This is a genomic window from Actinomyces urogenitalis DSM 15434 (assembly GCF_000159035.1).
GTDB classification, from domain to species: domain Bacteria; phylum Actinomycetota; class Actinomycetes; order Actinomycetales; family Actinomycetaceae; genus Actinomyces; species Actinomyces urogenitalis.
The window spans coordinates 495,909-511,814 of the sequence record NZ_DS999575.1 but is presented as its reverse complement, the minus strand read 5'-3'; the positions used below and the strand labels follow the sequence as shown (position 1 = coordinate 511,814).

Genomic DNA, 15,906 nt, shown 5'->3' with positions numbered 1-15,906 from the left:
CCAGACTGTTGGCTACGCGCCTCAGGCAGCGGCCCGGTCCTCCGCTCAGCCCCTGGCGAGCTCGGCCACCACCGCGTCCACGCCGTCGGCCAGGGTGGCGTGCGCCCCGCGAACCAGGCGGACCACCTCCTCGGGGTCCGTGGCCTCGGCAGCGAAGGACAGGTCAGACACGACGCTCATCCCGGCCACGCGCACACCGAGCTGATGCAGGGCGATGGCCTCCAGGACGGTGGACATGCCGACGGCGTCCGCTCCCCCGCCAGCCAGCCACCGGGTCTCAGCCATGGTCTGGTACTCCGGACCCCGCAGGGCCGCGTAGGTTCCCTCACGCTCGGTCCTCTTTCGCAGGACCTGGGCCAGGCGCCGGTCCCAGACCTCGCGCACGTCAACGAAGACCGTGCCGTCAAAGGGAGAGGAGCCCGTGAGGTTGAGGTGGTCCGTGATGGTCATGACCTCGCCGAGCCGCCAGTCGCGCAGGCACCCGTTGGCGTTGACGAGCACCGCCGCGCGTACGCCCGCTGCTGCCGCGGCGCGAGCCAGCGCCACGACCGGAGCCGAACCGTGCCCCTCATACAGGTGCGTGCGGCCGTAGGCGACGAGAACGCGCAGGCCGCGGTCGCCGTCGTCGCCTGGCAGCGTGCGCCGGTAGGAGGCGAGCAGGTCCCGGTGGCCGGGGGCCGCCGGAGCCAGGACGCCGGGCAGGTCAGACAACGGCAGCGTCGCCTCGGGCTCGCCCCAGCCCTCCAGCGCGCCGTCAGCCCCCGAACCGAGTACAACGAGCAGGTCGTGGTGGTCAGCGCCGGTGCGCCGCGCGATCTGGTGCGCGGCATCCAGGGCCGGGCCAGGCCCGTCCGCCCCGCCTGAGAGGGTGAGCGCCTCCAGCAGGGTCGGCTCCGTCGTCGCCATGCTCAGCGCCCTTCCTGACGGCGCACGCGAGAGGCGCCGAGCACCAGGTGACCGACCAGGCCGATGACCAGAGCCGCGAGCACGCCGAGGTTGGCGTAGGCCCAGGCACCCTCACGCCCGCCCAGGGGCGCGAGCAGGTAGCCCTGCCAGGACAGCCACGAGGCGGCGGAGTTGACCACCAGCCCCCAGCCCACGCCCGATCCGAGGACCACCAACGCCACGGCCTCCCAGTTCACCGAGCCGTAGATCCCGTTCGGGGTGGCCAGGGCGGCCTCGTCGTAGTCACGCTTGCGCAGCAGGACCTCGGCGATCATGACGCCGGCCCAGGCGGCGATGACCACGCCGAGCGTGGTGAGGAAGCCCTGGAAGGGACCGAGGAAGTCATCGGCTCCGGCGACGACGGCGATCGTGCCGACCGTCATGATCGTGGCGTCGATGGCGGTGGCCACGTGCCGCTTGACCGGCAAGCCGGTAGCCAGCAGGGACAGGCCCGAGGAGTACAGGTCCATGATGATGCCGCCGGCCAGGCCCAGGATCGCCACGAGGGCGAAGGGCACGAGGAACCAGGTGGGCAGGATCGTGGTGAGCGCCCCGATGGGATCGGAGTCGATGGCGGTGCCGAGCTCAGGGTCACTGCCCACAAGCATGATGCCGGCCACCACCAGGACCACCACGGGCAGGGAGGAGCCAAAGGTGGTCCAGCCGACGACCCCGGCCGTGGAGGCCTTGCGCGGCAGGTAACGCGAGTAGTCCGCAGCCGCGTTGACCCAGCCGAGCCCGAAGCCGGTGACCACCATGACCAGGGCGCCGATGACAGCGGCGGCGCTGCCTGCGGGAAGCTCCGACAGCACGGAGAAGCTGATCTGCGGGGCGACGAGCACCAGGTAGATGACGGTGAGCACGCCGGTGGCCCAGGTGATCCAGGTCTGGACCTTCATGATGGTGTCGAAGCCGAGGATCCCGGCCGAGGCAGCCAGCCCCACCGTGATGAGGAAGCCGACGACCTGGGCACCGACCTGGTTGTGCCAACCTAAGGCCTGCAGGACGGTGGCTGAGGCGAGGGTCGCGGTGACGCACAGGACCGTCTCCCAGCCCACGGTGAGCATCCAGGAGATGGCGGCGCTCAGCCGGTTGCCGTTGTAGCCGAAGGCCGCGCGTGACAGGGCGAGCGTGGGGGCCGAGCCCCGCTTACCGAGGACCGCGACGACGCCGCACAGGCCGAAGGAGACCACGACGCCGACGACGCTGGCCACCACGGCCTGCCAGAAGGACAGGCCGAAGCCGAGCACCCACGAGCCCCAGGACAGGCCGAGGACGGAGATGTTGGCCGCGAACCAGGGCATGAAGAGGTCGCGCGGGCGGCCCTTGCGCTCGGACTCGGAGATGACGTCGAGCCCGGCGTTCTCGATGAGGCCGGCGCCGGTATCGGGCGCAGGAGATGGGGAGGCGGTGGAGGACATGAGGTCCCCTTCTGTGAGGGATGGCAGTGATGCCGTGGGACCGCCCCAGCCTATGCTTCGCCAGCGCACGAGGTGTCATGACACCCGACCGGTGCTCGTGGCCCCGGACACATCGCCCTGCGTGAACGGAGGAGGTCGATCACCGCGCAGACCGTGCCACGAGCCGGTGGGTATGAGAGACTGAGCGAGCATGATCCCCGACGAGAGGAGGCCATGATGGCTGACAGTGACGCGAGTTTCGACAAGCTCGCCGGCAAGGCCAAGGAGACCCTCGGCAAGGTCACCGGCGACAAGGAGACCGAGACCGAGGGCAAGCTGCAGAACCTCGAGGGCAAGATCGCCGAGAAGGTCGACGACGTCAAGGACACCGTCCAGGGCGTGGTCAACCGTCTCAAGGGCGACGAGGAGTAACCCGCTCCCCGGCCCCTGCGGCCACACGCAGCTCGGCGCCTGCCACCCTGAGGTGGCGGGCGCCGCTTGCGTGACGGGGCCCGGAGCCTTCCAGGCAGCCGCCGGCTAGGGCACCGGCGGCGCGGACAGGTCGTCGTCGACCCGGTCCTCAGGATGGAGGTAGCCCGCCTTCTCCAGATCCTGCGCCAGATCGTCCACGACGGCGTCACCCGCCTCCCACAGACCCGTGCGATAGGCGGCGCGAGAGACCATGTGCGCCGAGACCGGACTCGTCGCGATCTGGAAGGCGGCCACCAGCACGCACACGCCAGCAACCTGCCAGCTGCGCTGGGACACGACGATCCCGGTCAGGATGAGGAGCAGGCCGAAGACCTGAGGCTTGGTCGCTGCGTGCAGGCGCGTGATGACGTCCGGGAAGCGCAGCACCCCCACGGCCGCCGTGAAGCAGAAGAAGGCGCCCGCCAGGAGCAGCAGTGCCGCAACGAGGTCAGCAAAGGAGCTCATCGACGTCCCTCCGTGTCCGCGTCCAAGTCCTCGCCGTCCTCGGCGTCATCCCATGTCTGCTCGGCCTCTGGTCCCACGGTGGCGCAGGCCTGGGCCGCGTCCGCCGCCCGCTCCAGCGAGCCTCGCGTCTGACTGGCCGCGCCGGCGCCTGCCGTGGACCGTCGCAGGTCACGCACCTGCACCGATCTGAAGGAGATGAGCCGAGCGATGGCCACCGGCCCGGTAAAGCCGATGAGGCTGAGGACCACGAGGACCGGCAGGGCCGTGGTGGATCCGGAGATGACCACGTACAAGCCTGTGCCCGCCACCGTGACCGCGGTGAGCAGGTCGGTGGCGATGGAACGGTCCAGGCTGGAGGGACCCATCGCCATGCGCGCCAGAGCCATCACGGCCGCGACCACGAGCAGCACGAGTGTGAGGGCGTGAGCCACCCCGATCACCATCGTCATCGCCTCTCCTCCCCTGCCGCAGCACTGCCCGGTGCCGTCCCGTGCTCCGAGGCACGCAGGTGCTCGCAGGCCTGCGCGATCTCGTCGGTCGTACCGAAGGCGCGCAGGATCCTCAGCTCAGCCCGCAACGCCCCCGTGCGCTCGCGCGCGGCGTCACCTGGCACCATGTCAAAGATATGCATGTAGAGCGTGCGCGTGCGCCACCGCGCCTCGACCACCACCGAGCCAGGGACGATGGACAGGATCGTTCCCGTGGCCACCTGGTAGAGATCGGCGTCCGAGCTCAGTGGGACGGCCACGACGCCGGACCTCGGCTGGCGCCGCCAGGACAGGGCGAACCAGGCCAGCTGGACGGAGGCTCGTGCCAGGTCCCAGGTCACGGCACCCACGAGCCGCAGCGCCCCGATCGGGTGGATCCAGCCGGGCCACACGATAGCCGGCATCGGGAACAGGAGGGTGACGATCGTGGCGATGAGCGCGCCGCTGACCACCGTGAAGACACTGAGCCGGCCTACCAGGAGCACCCACACCGCCGTCAGCAGGACGAGGTTGACGCCCTTGCCGCTCAGGTCACGCGGGCGCCGCAGGCGTCGTCGGGCACGCGCAGCCCCTTCACGCGCGCGCAGGCTGATCAGCGGGTCCATTATCGTCCTCCCAGCACGGCGGTGACGTAACCGTCACTGAGCAGCATCGTGGCGGCGTGCTCGCAGAACTCGTACAACGGCCCCGCAGCCACGGTCAGGGCGAGTGAGACCACGATGAGCCCCAGGCTCGCCCCCACCATGACCCCGGGCATGGGCTCGGCGACGTGAGTTGGCCTCGTGGCGGCCGTGGAGGTGGCAGACGACGGCGAGACCACACCCTCCTGGGCCACCGTCACCGTGCCGGTGGGGACCGAGGCGGGCTGCGTCGTCGTGCCTGCGGGCTTGGAAGGCCGGGCCGAGCCCACCCGCCGCGCGCCCACCACACGGACCTCGCCCCAGAAGGCACGGTTCCACACCTTGGCCATGACGTAGAGGGTGAGCAGGCTGGCTACCACCGAGGTCACCACGAGTAGCCACGCCAGGGGCGTGCCCACCTGGGCACCGGCCCGCATGAGCCCGATCTTGCCGATGAATCCGCTGAAGGGCGGGATACCAGCGAGGTTGAGAGCCGGGATGCCGAACAGCAGCGCCAGACGCGGTGAGAGCGACGCCAGCCCGGAGACCTTGTCCAGCTCGGTCGAGCCACCCACACGCGCCATCAGTCCGGCGGTCAGGAACAGCGCGGTCTGAATGGTGATGTGGTGGGCCGTGTAGTAGATGGCGGCGGCCAGCGAGCCCGTGGTCGCCAGGGCGACGCCCATGATCATGTAGCCCACGTGGCTGACCAGGGTGAAGGAGAGCAGACGCTTGAGCTCGCTCTGCGCCACCGCTCCTAGGATGCCGACCATCATGGAGGCCCCGCCCACGATGAGCAGGATCGTGGTCAGCGGGCGCTCGGCGAAGAGCAGGGTCTGCACCCGCAGCATCGAGTAGACCCCGACCTTGGTCAGCAGGCCGGCAAAGACCGCGGTCACGGGGGCCGGGGCCGTGGGGTAGGAGTCGGGCAACCAGGCGGACAGGGGGAAGACCGCCGCCTTGATCCCGAAGACGGTGAGCATCAGCGCCTGAATCATCAGCTGCATGTCGGCCGGCAGCTGCGGCACGCGCTGGGCCAGCTCGGCCATGTTGACGGTGCCGGTGGCCGTGTAGACCACGGCCAGCAGGATGAGGAAGAGCGCCGAGGAGACGAGGTTGACCACCACGTAGATCGCGCCTGCCCGGATGCGCGGGCGGGTGGCGCCCATGGTGAGCAGGACGTAGGAGGCGAAGAGCAGGATCTCGAAGCCGACGTAGAGGTTGAACAGGTCCCCAGCCAGGAAGGCGTCCGAGACTCCGGCGCTGAGCAGGAGCAGGGTCGGGTGGAAGATCGACACCGGGGTCTCCTGGCGCACCTCCTCCTGGTCCTGTCCGGTGGAGAAGACCAAGACCGCCAGGGTGACGAGAGAGGCCACCAGCAGCATGAGGGAGGACAGGCGATCAGCCACCAGCACGATGCCTGCCGAGTCCGGCCAGGCCGCCACCCACAGGGTCTGGATCCCGTCAGTCTCGGTGAGATAGACGAGGAAGGCCGCCACGAGGACGACGGTGCCCAGCGCCGCCACGGACAGCGCGCGCTGGAGGCGGGGCCGGCGGCCAGCCAGCATCGCCAGGGCGGCGCCCAGCATGGGCACCAGCACGGGAAGAGTCAGGACGTTACTCACTCGCTGACCACGTCCTCACCGGTGTCGGAGAAGGTCTGCTCCTCGAAGGACGTCGAGGTCTCGTCACGCTGGGCGAGCTCGCGGATGCGACGGTCCTCGACGTCGTCACGCACCTCGTCATGGCCCGAGAGCTGGAAGGAGCGGTAGGCCATGGTCATGACGAAGGCGGAGACGGCCATCGTGATGACGATGGCGGTGAGCACCATGGCCTGGGGCAGCGGGTCCGTCATCGCCGACGGATCCTCCTGGCCCAGGATCGCCGGACGCCCGGCGCGGCCGGCAGCGACGAGGAAGAGGACGTTGACCCCGTTGCTCATGAGGATGACGCCCATGAGGATGCGCGAGAGCGAGCGCTCGGTGAGCAGGTAGACGCCACAGGCCACCAGCAGGCCTGCGACGAGGGCGAGGGTGAGATTGGCGGTCATGGACGCTGCTCCTGGGCCGGGGCGGTCACGGTTGAGCTGGGGCGGGGTACGGGGGCTCGATGCTCCCTGGCCTGGGCGTCAATGCCGGCTCCCAGGCTTCGGGCGTAGTCGAGCAGGACGCCGACGACAACGAGGTAGACGCCGACGTCGAAGACGGTGGAGGAGACCAGGTGAAGCTCCTCCCCCAGCACCTGGACGCTCACCTCGTAGCTCTGCAGGACGGTGCCTCCCAGCAGCGCGGGGGTCAGTGCTGAGACCAGAGCGATCAGCAGCCCGGCTCCCAGCAGGTGCCCGGCATCGATCGGCGCTGCTTCCTCCAGCTCGCTGGCACCTGCGGCCAGGTACCGGGTCACCAGCGCCATGCCAGCCACCAGGCCGGCTGCGAAACCACCGCCGGGGGCGTTGTGCCCGCGCAGGAGCAGCCACACTGACACCATCATCATCACGCCGAAGACGATCCGGGTGACGACCTCGAAGAGCAGGGAGCGTGCCGCTGGGCTGAGCGAGCGCGAGCCGCGCAGCCAGGTGTGGTCCTCCCCGGTGGCTCCACGTACCAGGCGGCTTCGTCCCGAGCCACGGGCCACGTGCCGCACGTTGCGCGAGCGCAGGAAGATCAGGCTCGACACTCCCGTGGCGGCGATAACGAGCACCGAGATCTCGCCGATCGTGTCCCAGGCCCTGGTGTCCACCAGGACGACGTTGACGATGTTGGAGCCGTAGCCGAACTCCTTGGCCGAGGTGTACAGCCCCGATGAGGCCGGCTCGGCCACGCGCAGGCTGGGGGCGATCAGCGCCAGCAGGACGACGACGAGCCCCACCGCCCCCGCCAGCTGGACCCGCCACCACCGGGTGGCGGCCAGCGGGCGGTTGGTGAAGTAGCGCGGCATGCGCCGTAGCAGCAGAACGAAGACCACGAGGGTCACGGTCTCCACGAGCACCTGGGTCAGGGCCAGGTCCGCAGCGCCATGCATCTGGAAGAGCAGGGAGACGCCGAAGCCGGTCACGCCCACGAGTAGGACGGCGCGTACTCGTCCGCGCGAGGCGGCGGCCAGCAGTGCGGCCGCCGCCATGACGACGGCGACGGCGACCTGGGCCAGCGAGTCCGCCCAGATGATGGTCCTAGGCCAGTTGGTGGTCAGAAGCAGGGGCGTTCCTACCGCGAGCACCGCCACGGTGAGGATCACGGAGAGGTAGACCGGCAGTGAACCGGCCTGGAGCCGCGAGATCGTCTCGACGCCGGCGCGCTCGACGGCGCGCACACCGCGCCGGTACCACTCGTCAGCCGGCACCACCTCGGGGAAGGTGGACTGGATACGGGCCACGCGCTCACGGGAGAGGAAGAGCAGCGTCCCTCCTGCCACCGCCACCAGCGAGGCCGCTAACGGTGCCCCCAGGCCGTGCCACAGCGCCAGGTGCGTCGTCGCCGATCCCAGCGGCATCGACTCCGCGTAGGGCTCCAGGACGTGACCGAGCCGGGAGGCGAGCAGGCCGCCGGCCAGGCTGCCCAGCGTCAGCAGCGCAGGCGCGATCAGCATGGCGCGCGGCGGCATCGTCAAGGTGGTCTCTGCCTTGCCCGGCTTGAGGGCCAGTGCTCCCCACACCAGGCGCAGGGAGTAAGCCATCGTGAGCACGGAGCCGAGCACGACGGCGATGAGGACCAGCACCGCCACGGCCGGGGACAGCCCGGTCCCGTCTCCCTGGGAGACCAGGGCTACCAGGGCCGCAAAGGCTGCCTCCTTGCCCACGAAGCCGAGCATGGGCGGCAGCCCAGCCATGGAGGCCGCCGCCAGGACCATGACAAGGCTGAGGCTGCGCATACGCCGTCCCACCCCGGACAGCTCGCGCAGGTCACGGGTGCCGGCGGACTTGTCGATGATCCCGATGATGAGGAAGAGAGCGGACTTGAACAGGGCGTGAGCGATCGTCATGGCCAGGCCGGCCAGCGCGGCCGAGCGCGTCCCCATCCCGGTCAGCAGGACCATGAAGCCGAGCTGGCTGACGGTGCCGTAGGCCAGGAGCAGCTTGATATCGGTCTGGCGCAGCGAGCGCCAGCCACCGATCAGCATGGTGACGGCGCCCAGCAGCCCCACTGCCAGACGCCAGCCGGGAACGGAGGAGAAGGCGGGCGCCAGCACGGCCACGAGGTACACGCCGGCCTTGACCATGGCAGCGGCGTGGAGATAGGCGGAGACCGGCGTGGCTGCTGCCATGGCGCCAGGAAGCCAGAAGTGGAAGGGCACCAGCGCCGACTTGCTCAGGGCCCCCACGAGCATGAGCAACGCTGCGACGGTAGCCAGCGCACCCGTCGGCGGTGCCGCCACGATGGCGGACAGGCTGAGAGTGGAGGTGAGGACCCACAGGATGACGATGCCGACCAGCATCGCCAGGCCGCCGATCGTGGTGACGATGAGCGCGGTGAGCGCCGCGCCTCGGTTGGCCTTGCGGGTGAAGTCGTTACCGATGAGCAGGTAGCTGTAGACCGTGGTCAGCTCCCACATCACGTACAGGACAATGAGGTCGTCAGCGCTGACGAGCCCCAGCATCGTGCCGGCGAACCAGGTCAGGAGGGTCAGGCACCGCGTGGCAGCCGGCCCTGGGCTGAAGTACCACCGGCAGTAGAGCAGGACCAGCGCACCGACGCCGGTGACGATGAGGGCCAGGATCCACTGCACCAGCCCCATTCGTAGCGTGAGGGAGACGCCGATCGTCGGGATCCAGGCCACTTGCGAGCCCAGGACGCCGCCGGAGGTGACCGTGCCAGCCTGCGTCAGGAGCCAGGCGAAGGACATGGCGGGCACCAGCGCCGCCGCAAAGAACGCCCGCGTGCCGATCCGGCGAGCCAGAAGGGGCACGACGCCGCCGACCAGCATGTGGAGGGCGACGAGGGCAAGCAGCACGTGAGGCTCCGTTTCGATCGCGGACAGGGGGGGGCAGGTCGCGGAGGGCGCTTATTTATTGTACCGATTGTCACCTGCGCCACAGATCGTCACCGCTGCAGGCGAACGTGGGAATAGGGCTGCCGGCCGCGCGTGAGACTAGGAGAACACCCTCACGCCGTGCGCGGGCTCCAGCGGACCAGGGCCTTGCCGCGCGCCTGACCACTCACCACCGTCTCCAGCGCCTGCGGGGTCTGCTCAGGTGGCAGCACCTGTCCCACTACGGGACGCACGGCGCCGTCGTCCACCATCTGGGCAATCCGTTGCAGCCCTTCTCGGTCAGGCTGGGTGAACAGGAAGCGGTAGGTCACACCCAACCTGGCTGCCTTGCGGCGCAGCCTGAGGCTCATCAGCCCCAGCACCATCCTCATGAGGCGTCCCGAGCCCATGCGGTCGGCGAGAGTCGGCTCCGGCGTGCCCGCCACGGACACCACCGTGCCGCCCTTGCGGACGACCTGGAGCGAGCGCTCGGTGATCTCACCGCCCTGAGTATCCAGGACGAGGTCGACCGGAGCGTGAGCCAGGACCGCAGTGAAGTCCTGGCTGGCATAGTCGATGTGCTCGTCAACGCCCAGCGCCTGCACACGCTCAGCGTCTCGGGCCGAGGCCGTGGTGATGACGTAGGCTCCCAGGTGCTTGGCGACCTGGATCGCGATCGACCCCGCTCCCCCACCGCCACCGTGGACGAGGACCCGCTGACCCGCGCTCAGGCCACCAAGACCGACGAGCCCCTGCCACACCGACAGACCGACCACCGGCAGGCCGGCGGCCTCGACCAGCGCGAGCGTGGTCGGAGCCAGCGCGAGCGTCCGGGCGTCAACCGCGACGTAGGGAGCGAAGGTGCCCATGGCGCGCGGGCTCGGGAATCCGTAGACCCTGTCCCCGACGGCGAGGTCACCGACCCGGGAGCCGACCCGGACCACCTCGCCACTGAGCTCGGAGCCCATGACCTTGGGGAGGCGAAGCGGGATGAGCGACTTGAGCTCTCCCCGGCGCAGGCGCTCATCGAGGTGGTTGACGCCGCTTGCTGTGACCTTGACCAGCACCTCATGGTCAGCAGGCTCGGAGCGCTCATCGACCCCTCAACCGCCGAGCACGCCCCCCTGGGCAGCCCCGAGCTCGAAGGTCAGATCGCCGCACTGCGACGCGAGCACCTCGGAGCCCAGCACTGACGGCCCGTCAGCCGCACCTGCACTAGACGTCCCGCGTCACTCCCGAGCCCCCCCCCGCGACCACGCGTCGACGCCTGAGCCCACACGAGCGCCGCGAGCCCCCTCCGCCTTGTCCGCCTTGACAGCCGGCGCGAGCGCGGCCGGAAGAGCCTAGTCCACGGAGGTGCCACCGAGGTAGCCGAGGTTGACGCTGATGCGGTCAGCAACCTCGAAGAGCTGCTCCTCGATCTCGCCACGGTCCAGCTCCTTGAGCAGGCTGACGCGCCCGGACACCGAGATGGCCGCACACACCTGACCGCTGCGGTCACGGATGGGCGCAGCCAGGCACACCCGCCCCAGCGCCAGCTCCTGCTCCTCAACGGCCAGGCCCGCATCCGCTACCTCACCGAGCACACGCGTGAGCTCCTCGTGATCGGTAACGGTGAAACGGGTGAAGCGGCGCAGCTGCGCACCCAGAAGCTCCACGCGCTGCGCCTGGGTGGTCCCCAGCAGCAGGCACTTGCCCAGCCCCGAGGCGTGCAGGGGGATGGTCGCCCCCACCATCGACTGGTTCTTCGGGGCGAGGTCCCCCTCGAAGTGGCACAGGTACAGACAACGGACGCCCTCACGCACCGCGACGTTCGCGCTCAGGCGGGTGATCCTAGCCAGCTCCTGGCACAGCATCCGCGACTCACGGAAGACCGTGTTGTGGTTGAGCTCGGCAGCCGCCAGGGCCAGCAGCCGCGACCCCAGGACGAAGTCCCGGTCGCTGGTCTTGGCCACGTAGCCGAGCTCCATGAGCGTGCCCAGCAGCCGGGTGGTGGTGGACAGCCCCAGATCGGCCGCCTCGGCGATCTCCGAAGCACGCAGGCTGGAACCATTGCCCGCAGCGAGCGCATCCAGCACCGCCGCCGCCCGCCCAATGGACTGGTGAACCTGCTGGCCAGCCGTCATCATCCTGACCTCGGTGTCCACCTTCCTCATCGGCGTACTGCCGACCTACAACCAGATCGGCGTGTGGGCCTCGGTCCTCCTGGTCGCGGTGCGCCTGCTCCAGGGGTTCGCCGCCGGCGGCGAGAGCTCAGGGTCCACCGCCCTGCTCCTGGAGTACTCCCCCTCCAACCGCCGCGGCCTGGTCACCAGCTTCATCGACGTCTTCGGCTTCATGGCCTTCCTGGCCGGGGCCGCGCTCGGCCTGTTCCTGACCACCGTGCTCGGCGAGGAGACCCTGCTGGCCTGGGCCTGGCGCGTCCCCTTCTGGATCGCCCTGCCCCTGGGCATGATCGGGCTGTACCTGCGTAACAAGCTGGAGGACACTCCCGAGTTCATCGCCGCCCAGAAGAAGGGCGAGATCTCCTCCTCCCCGCTGCGCGACTCCCTGAGCACGGCCTGGAAGGCCCTGCTGTTCTGCGTGGGCTTCGTGGTGGTCAAGTCCGTGGGCCACTGGCTCCTGCAGACCTTCATGACCTCCTACCTGTCGAACAACTTGCACTACAGCCGCACCCAGAGCTTCGCCGTCACGGTGATCGGCTTCAGCGTCATCGTGGTCCTGGTGCCCTTCTTCGGCTGGCTGAGCGACAAGGTCGGGCGCCGCCCACTCATGGCTGTCGGCTGCATCGGCTTCATCGTGGCCAGCTACCCCACGCTCATGCTCATGGGCTCAGGCCACTTCTGGGCAGCCGTGGGCGCGATGGCGATCCTGGGCACCTTCATGGCCGCCATCGACGGCGCCATCAACGCCGCGATGCCCGAGCTCTTCCCGACCAACATCCGCTACGGCTCGATGTCCATCTCCTACAACATCGCCGTGTCGATCTTCGGCGGAGTGACCCCGTACGTAGCAGCCGCCCTCATCACGTGGACGGGCAACACCTACTCCCCGGCCTACTTCATCGGTGCCGCCGCCCTCATCACCCTGATCACGGTCGCCGTGGCGCCCGAGACCGGTAAGCGCCCGCTGATGACCTCGGCCGAGTAACGCCGTCCCTAGGCTGTCTGCGCGGGAGCGTATGAGGCCTCACACCGCGACCGACTGACGACGGCGACCGCAGGATCCCAAGGCTCTTCCGCCTGGGCCTGCGGTCGCCGTCGTCTCTCATCCTCCCGGGAGAACAGCGTCAGCGGCGCCGCGCAGCCAGGAGCAGCAACCCCCAGCACACGAGCCCGCTGACCAGGCTTGCGGCCAGCACAGGCTCCAGACCGGCCCAGTCCAAGCCCCCGGCGTTGGCCATGGCATCAGACCCCAGGATCTGAGCGCGCGTGACCAAGGAGTAGGGCCATACCTGCGACAGCAGGCCCGACTCACGCGCCACCCCCAGACCCACCATCGTGCCCGCCAGCCCGAGCGCCACCGAGGCACCGAAGGACCGCAGGTGCATCGCCAGCAACGACTGCACGGCCACCAGCGGCAGGGCGGCAATCACCGTCACGCCGCTGGAGACCAGCAGACCGGCTGGGAAACCGCCCGGTAGCCCCAGGACGAGCGCCCCGGAGCCCCAGGTCAGCACGACCAGCACCACCTGCATCACGGCGACCGGCACCATGACGACCAGGGTCTTGGCCGCCACGACCCGTACCATCGACGCGGGCATCGTGGTCATGGCGTTCCACGAGGTACCTCGGTGCTCCGGCCTCCAGGCAGCACTGACGATGAGCGCCACTGCCACGGAGAAGAAGAACAAGGCGTAGAAGATCGTGACCTGGCTGGTCAGTGACCGCCAACCGGCGGACAGCACGCCCTGGTTGCCCACGTAGTTGACGGTGCCGGTGATCACCGTGAGCAGCGGCAGGAGCAGGACAAAGACCCAGGTCAGGGAACGACGCAGCTTCAGGGCCTCGGCCGCGAGCAGATCCCACCACCCCACGCTAGGAACGGGCAAGGGCGCCACCTGTGTACTCATGACGCTCACCTCTCGATCCGGTCCAGTCGAGCGGTGGCAGCCAGAAAGACGGTTGCCACCAGCACCAGGAAGCCTGCGACCCACGGCCAGTCCACGCTGGCATACACCATCACGCCGTCGGCCTCTGACTGCTGTACCGGCGTGATCATGGCCCAGTACCCCCAGGGCAGCACCCGCGCCAGCCAGGGCGGCGCGAGCAGGCAGAACAAGGAGATGAAGGAGCCGAGGAATCCTGCCCCCACGCAGATGATCTGGTTGTCCACCCAGGCAGCCAGCAGCACGTGCAGGGCGCAGAAGGCCAGGTCGAGCGCGAGCAGGCTGAGCAGGTAGCCGGTCCACGGGCCCGGCTGCGGTGAGCCGACGGCACCAAGCCGACCGGCAACCAGGACCGGGATCCCCACCTGGCAGGCCGCCACCGGCACGATGACGATCATCAGGACAACCGTCTTGGACCGGCAGAGCCGTCCGGGAGTCAGGCCGCCAGCCGCTGCGAGGTTCCAGCCTCCTGCGGTGTGCTCGACGTCGGTGAGTCGGCTGGCGAGCACGGCTGTCAGGATCGGGGAGACCAGAGCAGCGGCGACCGAGACACTCAGGAGCAGACGGGGCCAGGGATCGTGTGCCACGTTGACCAGGGCGGCGCGCTGCGCCGTCGAGACCGGCAGGCTGAAGGCGACGGCCACTACGCCCAGCACGGCCGCGACCGGCCAGAGCCGCAGACGCCTGATCTTGGCCACCTCCAGGCGCAGGGCCGTGATCGTGCGCACCGTCATAGCGCCTCCTGGCTACCAGTGAGGTCCATGAAGACCTCCTCCAGGCTCTGAGCCTCACGCCTGACCTCGTAGACCGGGACCTCAGCAGCGACCAGGCGTCGCAGGAGCTCTGCCACAGCCTGCGGCGTCAGCCCCGCGACCCGGACTCCGTCAGGCACCTGGCTCACGGCGCCTGCCGGAGCAATGCCCTCCAGCAGCCGAGCCTCCAGGTGCCTGGCGGGCGTCACCACCCGTACATCGGGCACCGAGCGCGCCATGAGCTCGGTCCGTGTTCCCTGGAAGACCAGACGACCACGGGACAGGATCCCCAGGACCGTCGCCATCTTGTCGATCTCGTCCAGCAGGTGGCTGGAGACCATGACGCTCACGCCCTCGGCGGCCAGCTCAACGAGCAGGGTGCGGACCTCCTCAATGCCGGCAGGGTCCAGCCCGTTGGTGGGCTCGTCCAGGACGAGCAGCTCGGGCTGACGGGCCAGGGCCATGGCGATGCCCAGACGCTGCTTCATCCCCATGGAGTAGCTGCGCACCAGGCGGTCCTTGTGCTCCGTCAGTCGCACCAAGGTCAGCGCTCGGTCGACCTGGGCGTCGGTCAGACCCAGCATCCGCTGGACCACCCTCATGTTCTCTGCCCCGGTGAGATGGGCGTAGCCCGGCGGCTGCTCAATCATGGAGCCGGTGCGGGCCATGAGGTCGGAGCGGTGGCGGCGGTCCAGGTCCTGGCCGAGCAGACGCACGCGTCCGCTGGTGGGCGCCATGATGCCGAGAAGCATCTTCATCGTCGTGGACTTGCCGGCCCCGTTGGGCCCCAGAAAGCCGTAGACCACGCCTCGTGGGACGGCCAGGTCGAGCTGGCTGACCACGGTGCGCGCCTTGGCACCGGACCCGAAGGTCTTGGTGAGCTGATGGGTCGTGACGGCGTGCTCAGCGGGGCCTGCGTCCAGGTCGGGGCACGCGCCCTGCCTGACCGGCGGCGTTGTGGTTCGTGATCTCATGACCCCCAACTCTTCTCACCACCGGCCGCCGTCTCGTCAGGCTGAGGGCTGATTTTTGTGGGCTGCGAGCGCGGGCGGTCATACCTGGGTATGACGACTCTGCCGCCTGGGGACCGTTACGGTGGGCCGGTGAGTGATGAGGTCAGGCAACGCGTCCGCCGGTGCCGGGACCGGCTCGTTGTGTCCCGCGCGGCACGAGCCGCGGCAGGCACCTGGCCCGGCTGGCCCGAGGTTGCGGCAGCCACGCTCGTGGTCTACGTCAGCGCATGGAACGGTCCTGACACCGAGACCACCGGTCTGGCTGCCCGCCTGGGTCTGGCTGCGGCCGAAGGCCTCTTCGTCTTCCTCGTCCTCGTGTGCGCCCTGGCGATCCTGGCACGCCGACGGGTACCTGGCGTGAGCGTGTGCGCCCTGGGCCTGGTGTGCACGGTCCAGGTCCTGGCCTGGGACAGGCTCTCGCTGACGGTGGTCCTCGCCGCTCTCCTCGCCGCACAGACAGCCACCAGCCGGGTTGGGCGTCCCTGGTCCTGGGTGCTGCTGACAGCCGGTTACCTCGGGGCAGGAACCGGAATCCTGCGCGTGGGCTACCTGGGCGGCGGGCAGAACCTGGAGTCCTTCCGAGCCGGGGTTCTCCTGGCCACCTCCTGGTCCTTCCTGACGGTGGCTGCCCTGACGGGGCTGCTGCGTCGTCGGGCCCGCGAGCGCCGCGAGCAGGCCG

At 69.5% G+C, this 15,906-nt stretch carries 16 protein-coding genes and 1 pseudogene; 4 read left to right on the top strand and 13 right to left on the bottom strand.

Annotation, left to right across the window (positions count from 1 at the left end; all coding sequences use genetic code 11):
• Positions 1-45: 45 nt before the first annotated feature.
• Positions 46-906 (bottom strand): purine-nucleoside phosphorylase, encoded by an 861-nt coding sequence (locus tag HMPREF0058_RS08055; protein WP_006549277.1) that lies wholly within the window; start codon positions 904-906, stop codon positions 46-48.
• Between the two features lie 2 nt (positions 907-908).
• The gene (locus tag HMPREF0058_RS08050; RefSeq protein WP_006549276.1) at positions 909-2,366 is read right to left on the bottom strand and encodes a purine-cytosine permease family protein; all 1,458 of its coding nucleotides are present in this window, start codon (positions 2,364-2,366) and stop codon (positions 909-911) included.
• A gap of 216 nt (positions 2,367-2,582) precedes the next feature.
• Between HMPREF0058_RS08050 and HMPREF0058_RS08045 the strand changes: the two genes are divergently transcribed.
• The gene (locus HMPREF0058_RS08045; RefSeq protein WP_034236111.1) at positions 2,583-2,777 is read left to right on the top strand and encodes a CsbD family protein; all 195 of its coding nucleotides are present in this window, start codon (positions 2,583-2,585) and stop codon (positions 2,775-2,777) included.
• A gap of 105 nt (positions 2,778-2,882) precedes the next feature.
• Here HMPREF0058_RS08045 and mnhG read toward each other — a convergent pair whose 3' ends face one another.
• The 7 genes from mnhG to HMPREF0058_RS08010 form a co-directional block, all read right to left on the bottom strand.
• The gene (mnhG, locus tag HMPREF0058_RS08040; protein ID WP_006549274.1) at positions 2,883-3,281 is read right to left on the bottom strand and encodes a monovalent cation/H(+) antiporter subunit G; all 399 of its coding nucleotides are present in this window, start codon (positions 3,279-3,281) and stop codon (positions 2,883-2,885) included.
• Positions 3,278-3,730 (bottom strand): MrpF/PhaF family protein, encoded by a 453-nt coding sequence (locus HMPREF0058_RS12150; protein WP_006549273.1) that lies wholly within the window; start codon positions 3,728-3,730, stop codon positions 3,278-3,280. Before HMPREF0058_RS12150 ends, mnhG begins: the two co-directional genes overlap by 4 nt.
• Complete coding sequence (locus HMPREF0058_RS08030) at positions 3,727-4,374, bottom strand: Na+/H+ antiporter subunit E (RefSeq protein ID WP_006549272.1); 648 nt, start codon at positions 4,372-4,374, stop codon at positions 3,727-3,729. Before HMPREF0058_RS08030 ends, HMPREF0058_RS12150 begins: the two co-directional genes overlap by 4 nt.
• On the bottom strand, positions 4,374-6,014 hold the full coding sequence (locus HMPREF0058_RS08025) for a Na+/H+ antiporter subunit D (protein WP_034236074.1): 1,641 nt from the start codon (positions 6,012-6,014) through the stop codon (positions 4,374-4,376). Before HMPREF0058_RS08025 ends, HMPREF0058_RS08030 begins: the two co-directional genes overlap by 1 nt.
• Positions 6,011-6,439, bottom strand: a complete 429-nt coding sequence (locus tag HMPREF0058_RS08020; protein WP_006549270.1) for a Na(+)/H(+) antiporter subunit C — start codon at positions 6,437-6,439, stop codon at positions 6,011-6,013. The genes HMPREF0058_RS08025 and HMPREF0058_RS08020 overlap by 4 nt, the downstream gene beginning before the upstream one ends.
• Positions 6,436-9,336, bottom strand: coding sequence for a Na+/H+ antiporter subunit A (locus tag HMPREF0058_RS08015; RefSeq protein WP_006549269.1), 2,901 nt, complete (start codon positions 9,334-9,336; stop codon positions 6,436-6,438). The genes HMPREF0058_RS08020 and HMPREF0058_RS08015 overlap by 4 nt, the downstream gene beginning before the upstream one ends.
• Before the next feature lie 152 nt (positions 9,337-9,488).
• Entirely contained in the window at positions 9,489-10,421 is a 933-nt protein-coding gene (locus HMPREF0058_RS08010) for an NADP-dependent oxidoreductase (protein WP_006549268.1), read from the bottom strand.
• 3 nt (positions 10,422-10,424) lie between these two features.
• On the opposite strand from HMPREF0058_RS08010, the gene HMPREF0058_RS13385 reads away from it, so the two are divergent.
• Positions 10,425-10,547: a hypothetical protein gene (locus tag HMPREF0058_RS13385; RefSeq protein WP_006549267.1), complete on the top strand. Its 123-nt coding sequence runs from the start codon at positions 10,425-10,427 to the stop codon at positions 10,545-10,547.
• Positions 10,548-10,697: 150 nt separating this feature from the next.
• Here the strand turns inward: HMPREF0058_RS13385 and HMPREF0058_RS08005 are convergent, their stop codons facing one another.
• Positions 10,698-11,510, bottom strand: coding sequence for an IclR family transcriptional regulator (locus HMPREF0058_RS08005; protein WP_006549266.1), 813 nt, complete (start codon positions 11,508-11,510; stop codon positions 10,698-10,700).
• Here HMPREF0058_RS08005 and HMPREF0058_RS08000 point away from each other — a divergent pair.
• Positions 11,494-12,504, top strand: a complete 1,011-nt coding sequence (locus tag HMPREF0058_RS08000; RefSeq protein ID WP_006549265.1) for an MFS transporter — start codon at positions 11,494-11,496, stop codon at positions 12,502-12,504. The two genes, HMPREF0058_RS08005 and HMPREF0058_RS08000, sit on opposite strands and share 17 nt — an antisense overlap.
• Before the next feature lie 139 nt (positions 12,505-12,643).
• Here HMPREF0058_RS08000 and HMPREF0058_RS07995 read toward each other — a convergent pair whose 3' ends face one another.
• Genes HMPREF0058_RS07995 through HMPREF0058_RS07985 form a run of 3 tightly spaced genes read right to left on the bottom strand, consistent with a single transcriptional unit; the run spans position 12,644 to position 15,188 of the window.
• Entirely contained in the window at positions 12,644-13,426 is a 783-nt protein-coding gene (locus tag HMPREF0058_RS07995; protein WP_006549263.1) for an ABC transporter permease, read from the bottom strand.
• Positions 13,427-13,431: 5 nt separating this feature from the next.
• Complete coding sequence (locus HMPREF0058_RS07990) at positions 13,432-14,196, bottom strand: ABC transporter permease (RefSeq protein ID WP_006549262.1); 765 nt, start codon at positions 14,194-14,196, stop codon at positions 13,432-13,434.
• On the bottom strand, positions 14,193-15,188 hold the full coding sequence (locus HMPREF0058_RS07985) for an ABC transporter ATP-binding protein (RefSeq protein ID WP_006549261.1): 996 nt from the start codon (positions 15,186-15,188) through the stop codon (positions 14,193-14,195). The genes HMPREF0058_RS07990 and HMPREF0058_RS07985 overlap by 4 nt, the downstream gene beginning before the upstream one ends.
• A gap of 129 nt (positions 15,189-15,317) precedes the next feature.
• Here HMPREF0058_RS07985 and HMPREF0058_RS12800 point away from each other — a divergent pair.
• Positions 15,318-15,906: pseudogene (locus HMPREF0058_RS12800) on the top strand (hypothetical protein); the annotation flags it as partial.

What these genes read in the sequence shown, in the direction of transcription:
- HMPREF0058_RS08055 (WP_006549277.1), bottom strand. Translation starts at nt 906, where the DNA reads ATGGCGACGACGGAGCCGACCCTGCTGGAGGCGCTCACCCTCTCAGGC.
- HMPREF0058_RS08050 (WP_006549276.1), bottom strand. Translation starts at nt 2,366, where the DNA reads ATGTCCTCCACCGCCTCCCCATCTCCTGCGCCCGATACCGGCGCCGGC.
- HMPREF0058_RS08045 (WP_034236111.1), top strand. Translation starts at nt 2,583, where the DNA reads ATGGCTGACAGTGACGCGAGTTTCGACAAGCTCGCCGGCAAGGCCAAG.
- mnhG (WP_006549274.1), bottom strand. Translation starts at nt 3,281, where the DNA reads ATGAGCTCCTTTGCTGACCTCGTTGCGGCACTGCTGCTCCTGGCGGGC.
- HMPREF0058_RS12150 (WP_006549273.1), bottom strand. Translation starts at nt 3,730, where the DNA reads ATGACGATGGTGATCGGGGTGGCTCACGCCCTCACACTCGTGCTGCTC.
- HMPREF0058_RS08030 (WP_006549272.1), bottom strand. Translation starts at nt 4,374, where the DNA reads ATGGACCCGCTGATCAGCCTGCGCGCGCGTGAAGGGGCTGCGCGTGCC.
- HMPREF0058_RS08020 (WP_006549270.1), bottom strand. Translation starts at nt 6,439, where the DNA reads ATGACCGCCAATCTCACCCTCGCCCTCGTCGCAGGCCTGCTGGTGGCC.
- HMPREF0058_RS13385 (WP_006549267.1), top strand. Translation starts at nt 10,425, where the DNA reads ATGGTCAGCAGGCTCGGAGCGCTCATCGACCCCTCAACCGCCGAGCAC.
- HMPREF0058_RS08005 (WP_006549266.1), bottom strand. Translation starts at nt 11,510, where the DNA reads ATGAGGAAGGTGGACACCGAGGTCAGGATGATGACGGCTGGCCAGCAG.
- HMPREF0058_RS07995 (WP_006549263.1), bottom strand. Translation starts at nt 13,426, where the DNA reads ATGAGTACACAGGTGGCGCCCTTGCCCGTTCCTAGCGTGGGGTGGTGG.
- HMPREF0058_RS07990 (WP_006549262.1), bottom strand. Translation starts at nt 14,196, where the DNA reads ATGACGGTGCGCACGATCACGGCCCTGCGCCTGGAGGTGGCCAAGATC.
- HMPREF0058_RS07985 (WP_006549261.1), bottom strand. Translation starts at nt 15,188, where the DNA reads ATGAGATCACGAACCACAACGCCGCCGGTCAGGCAGGGCGCGTGCCCC.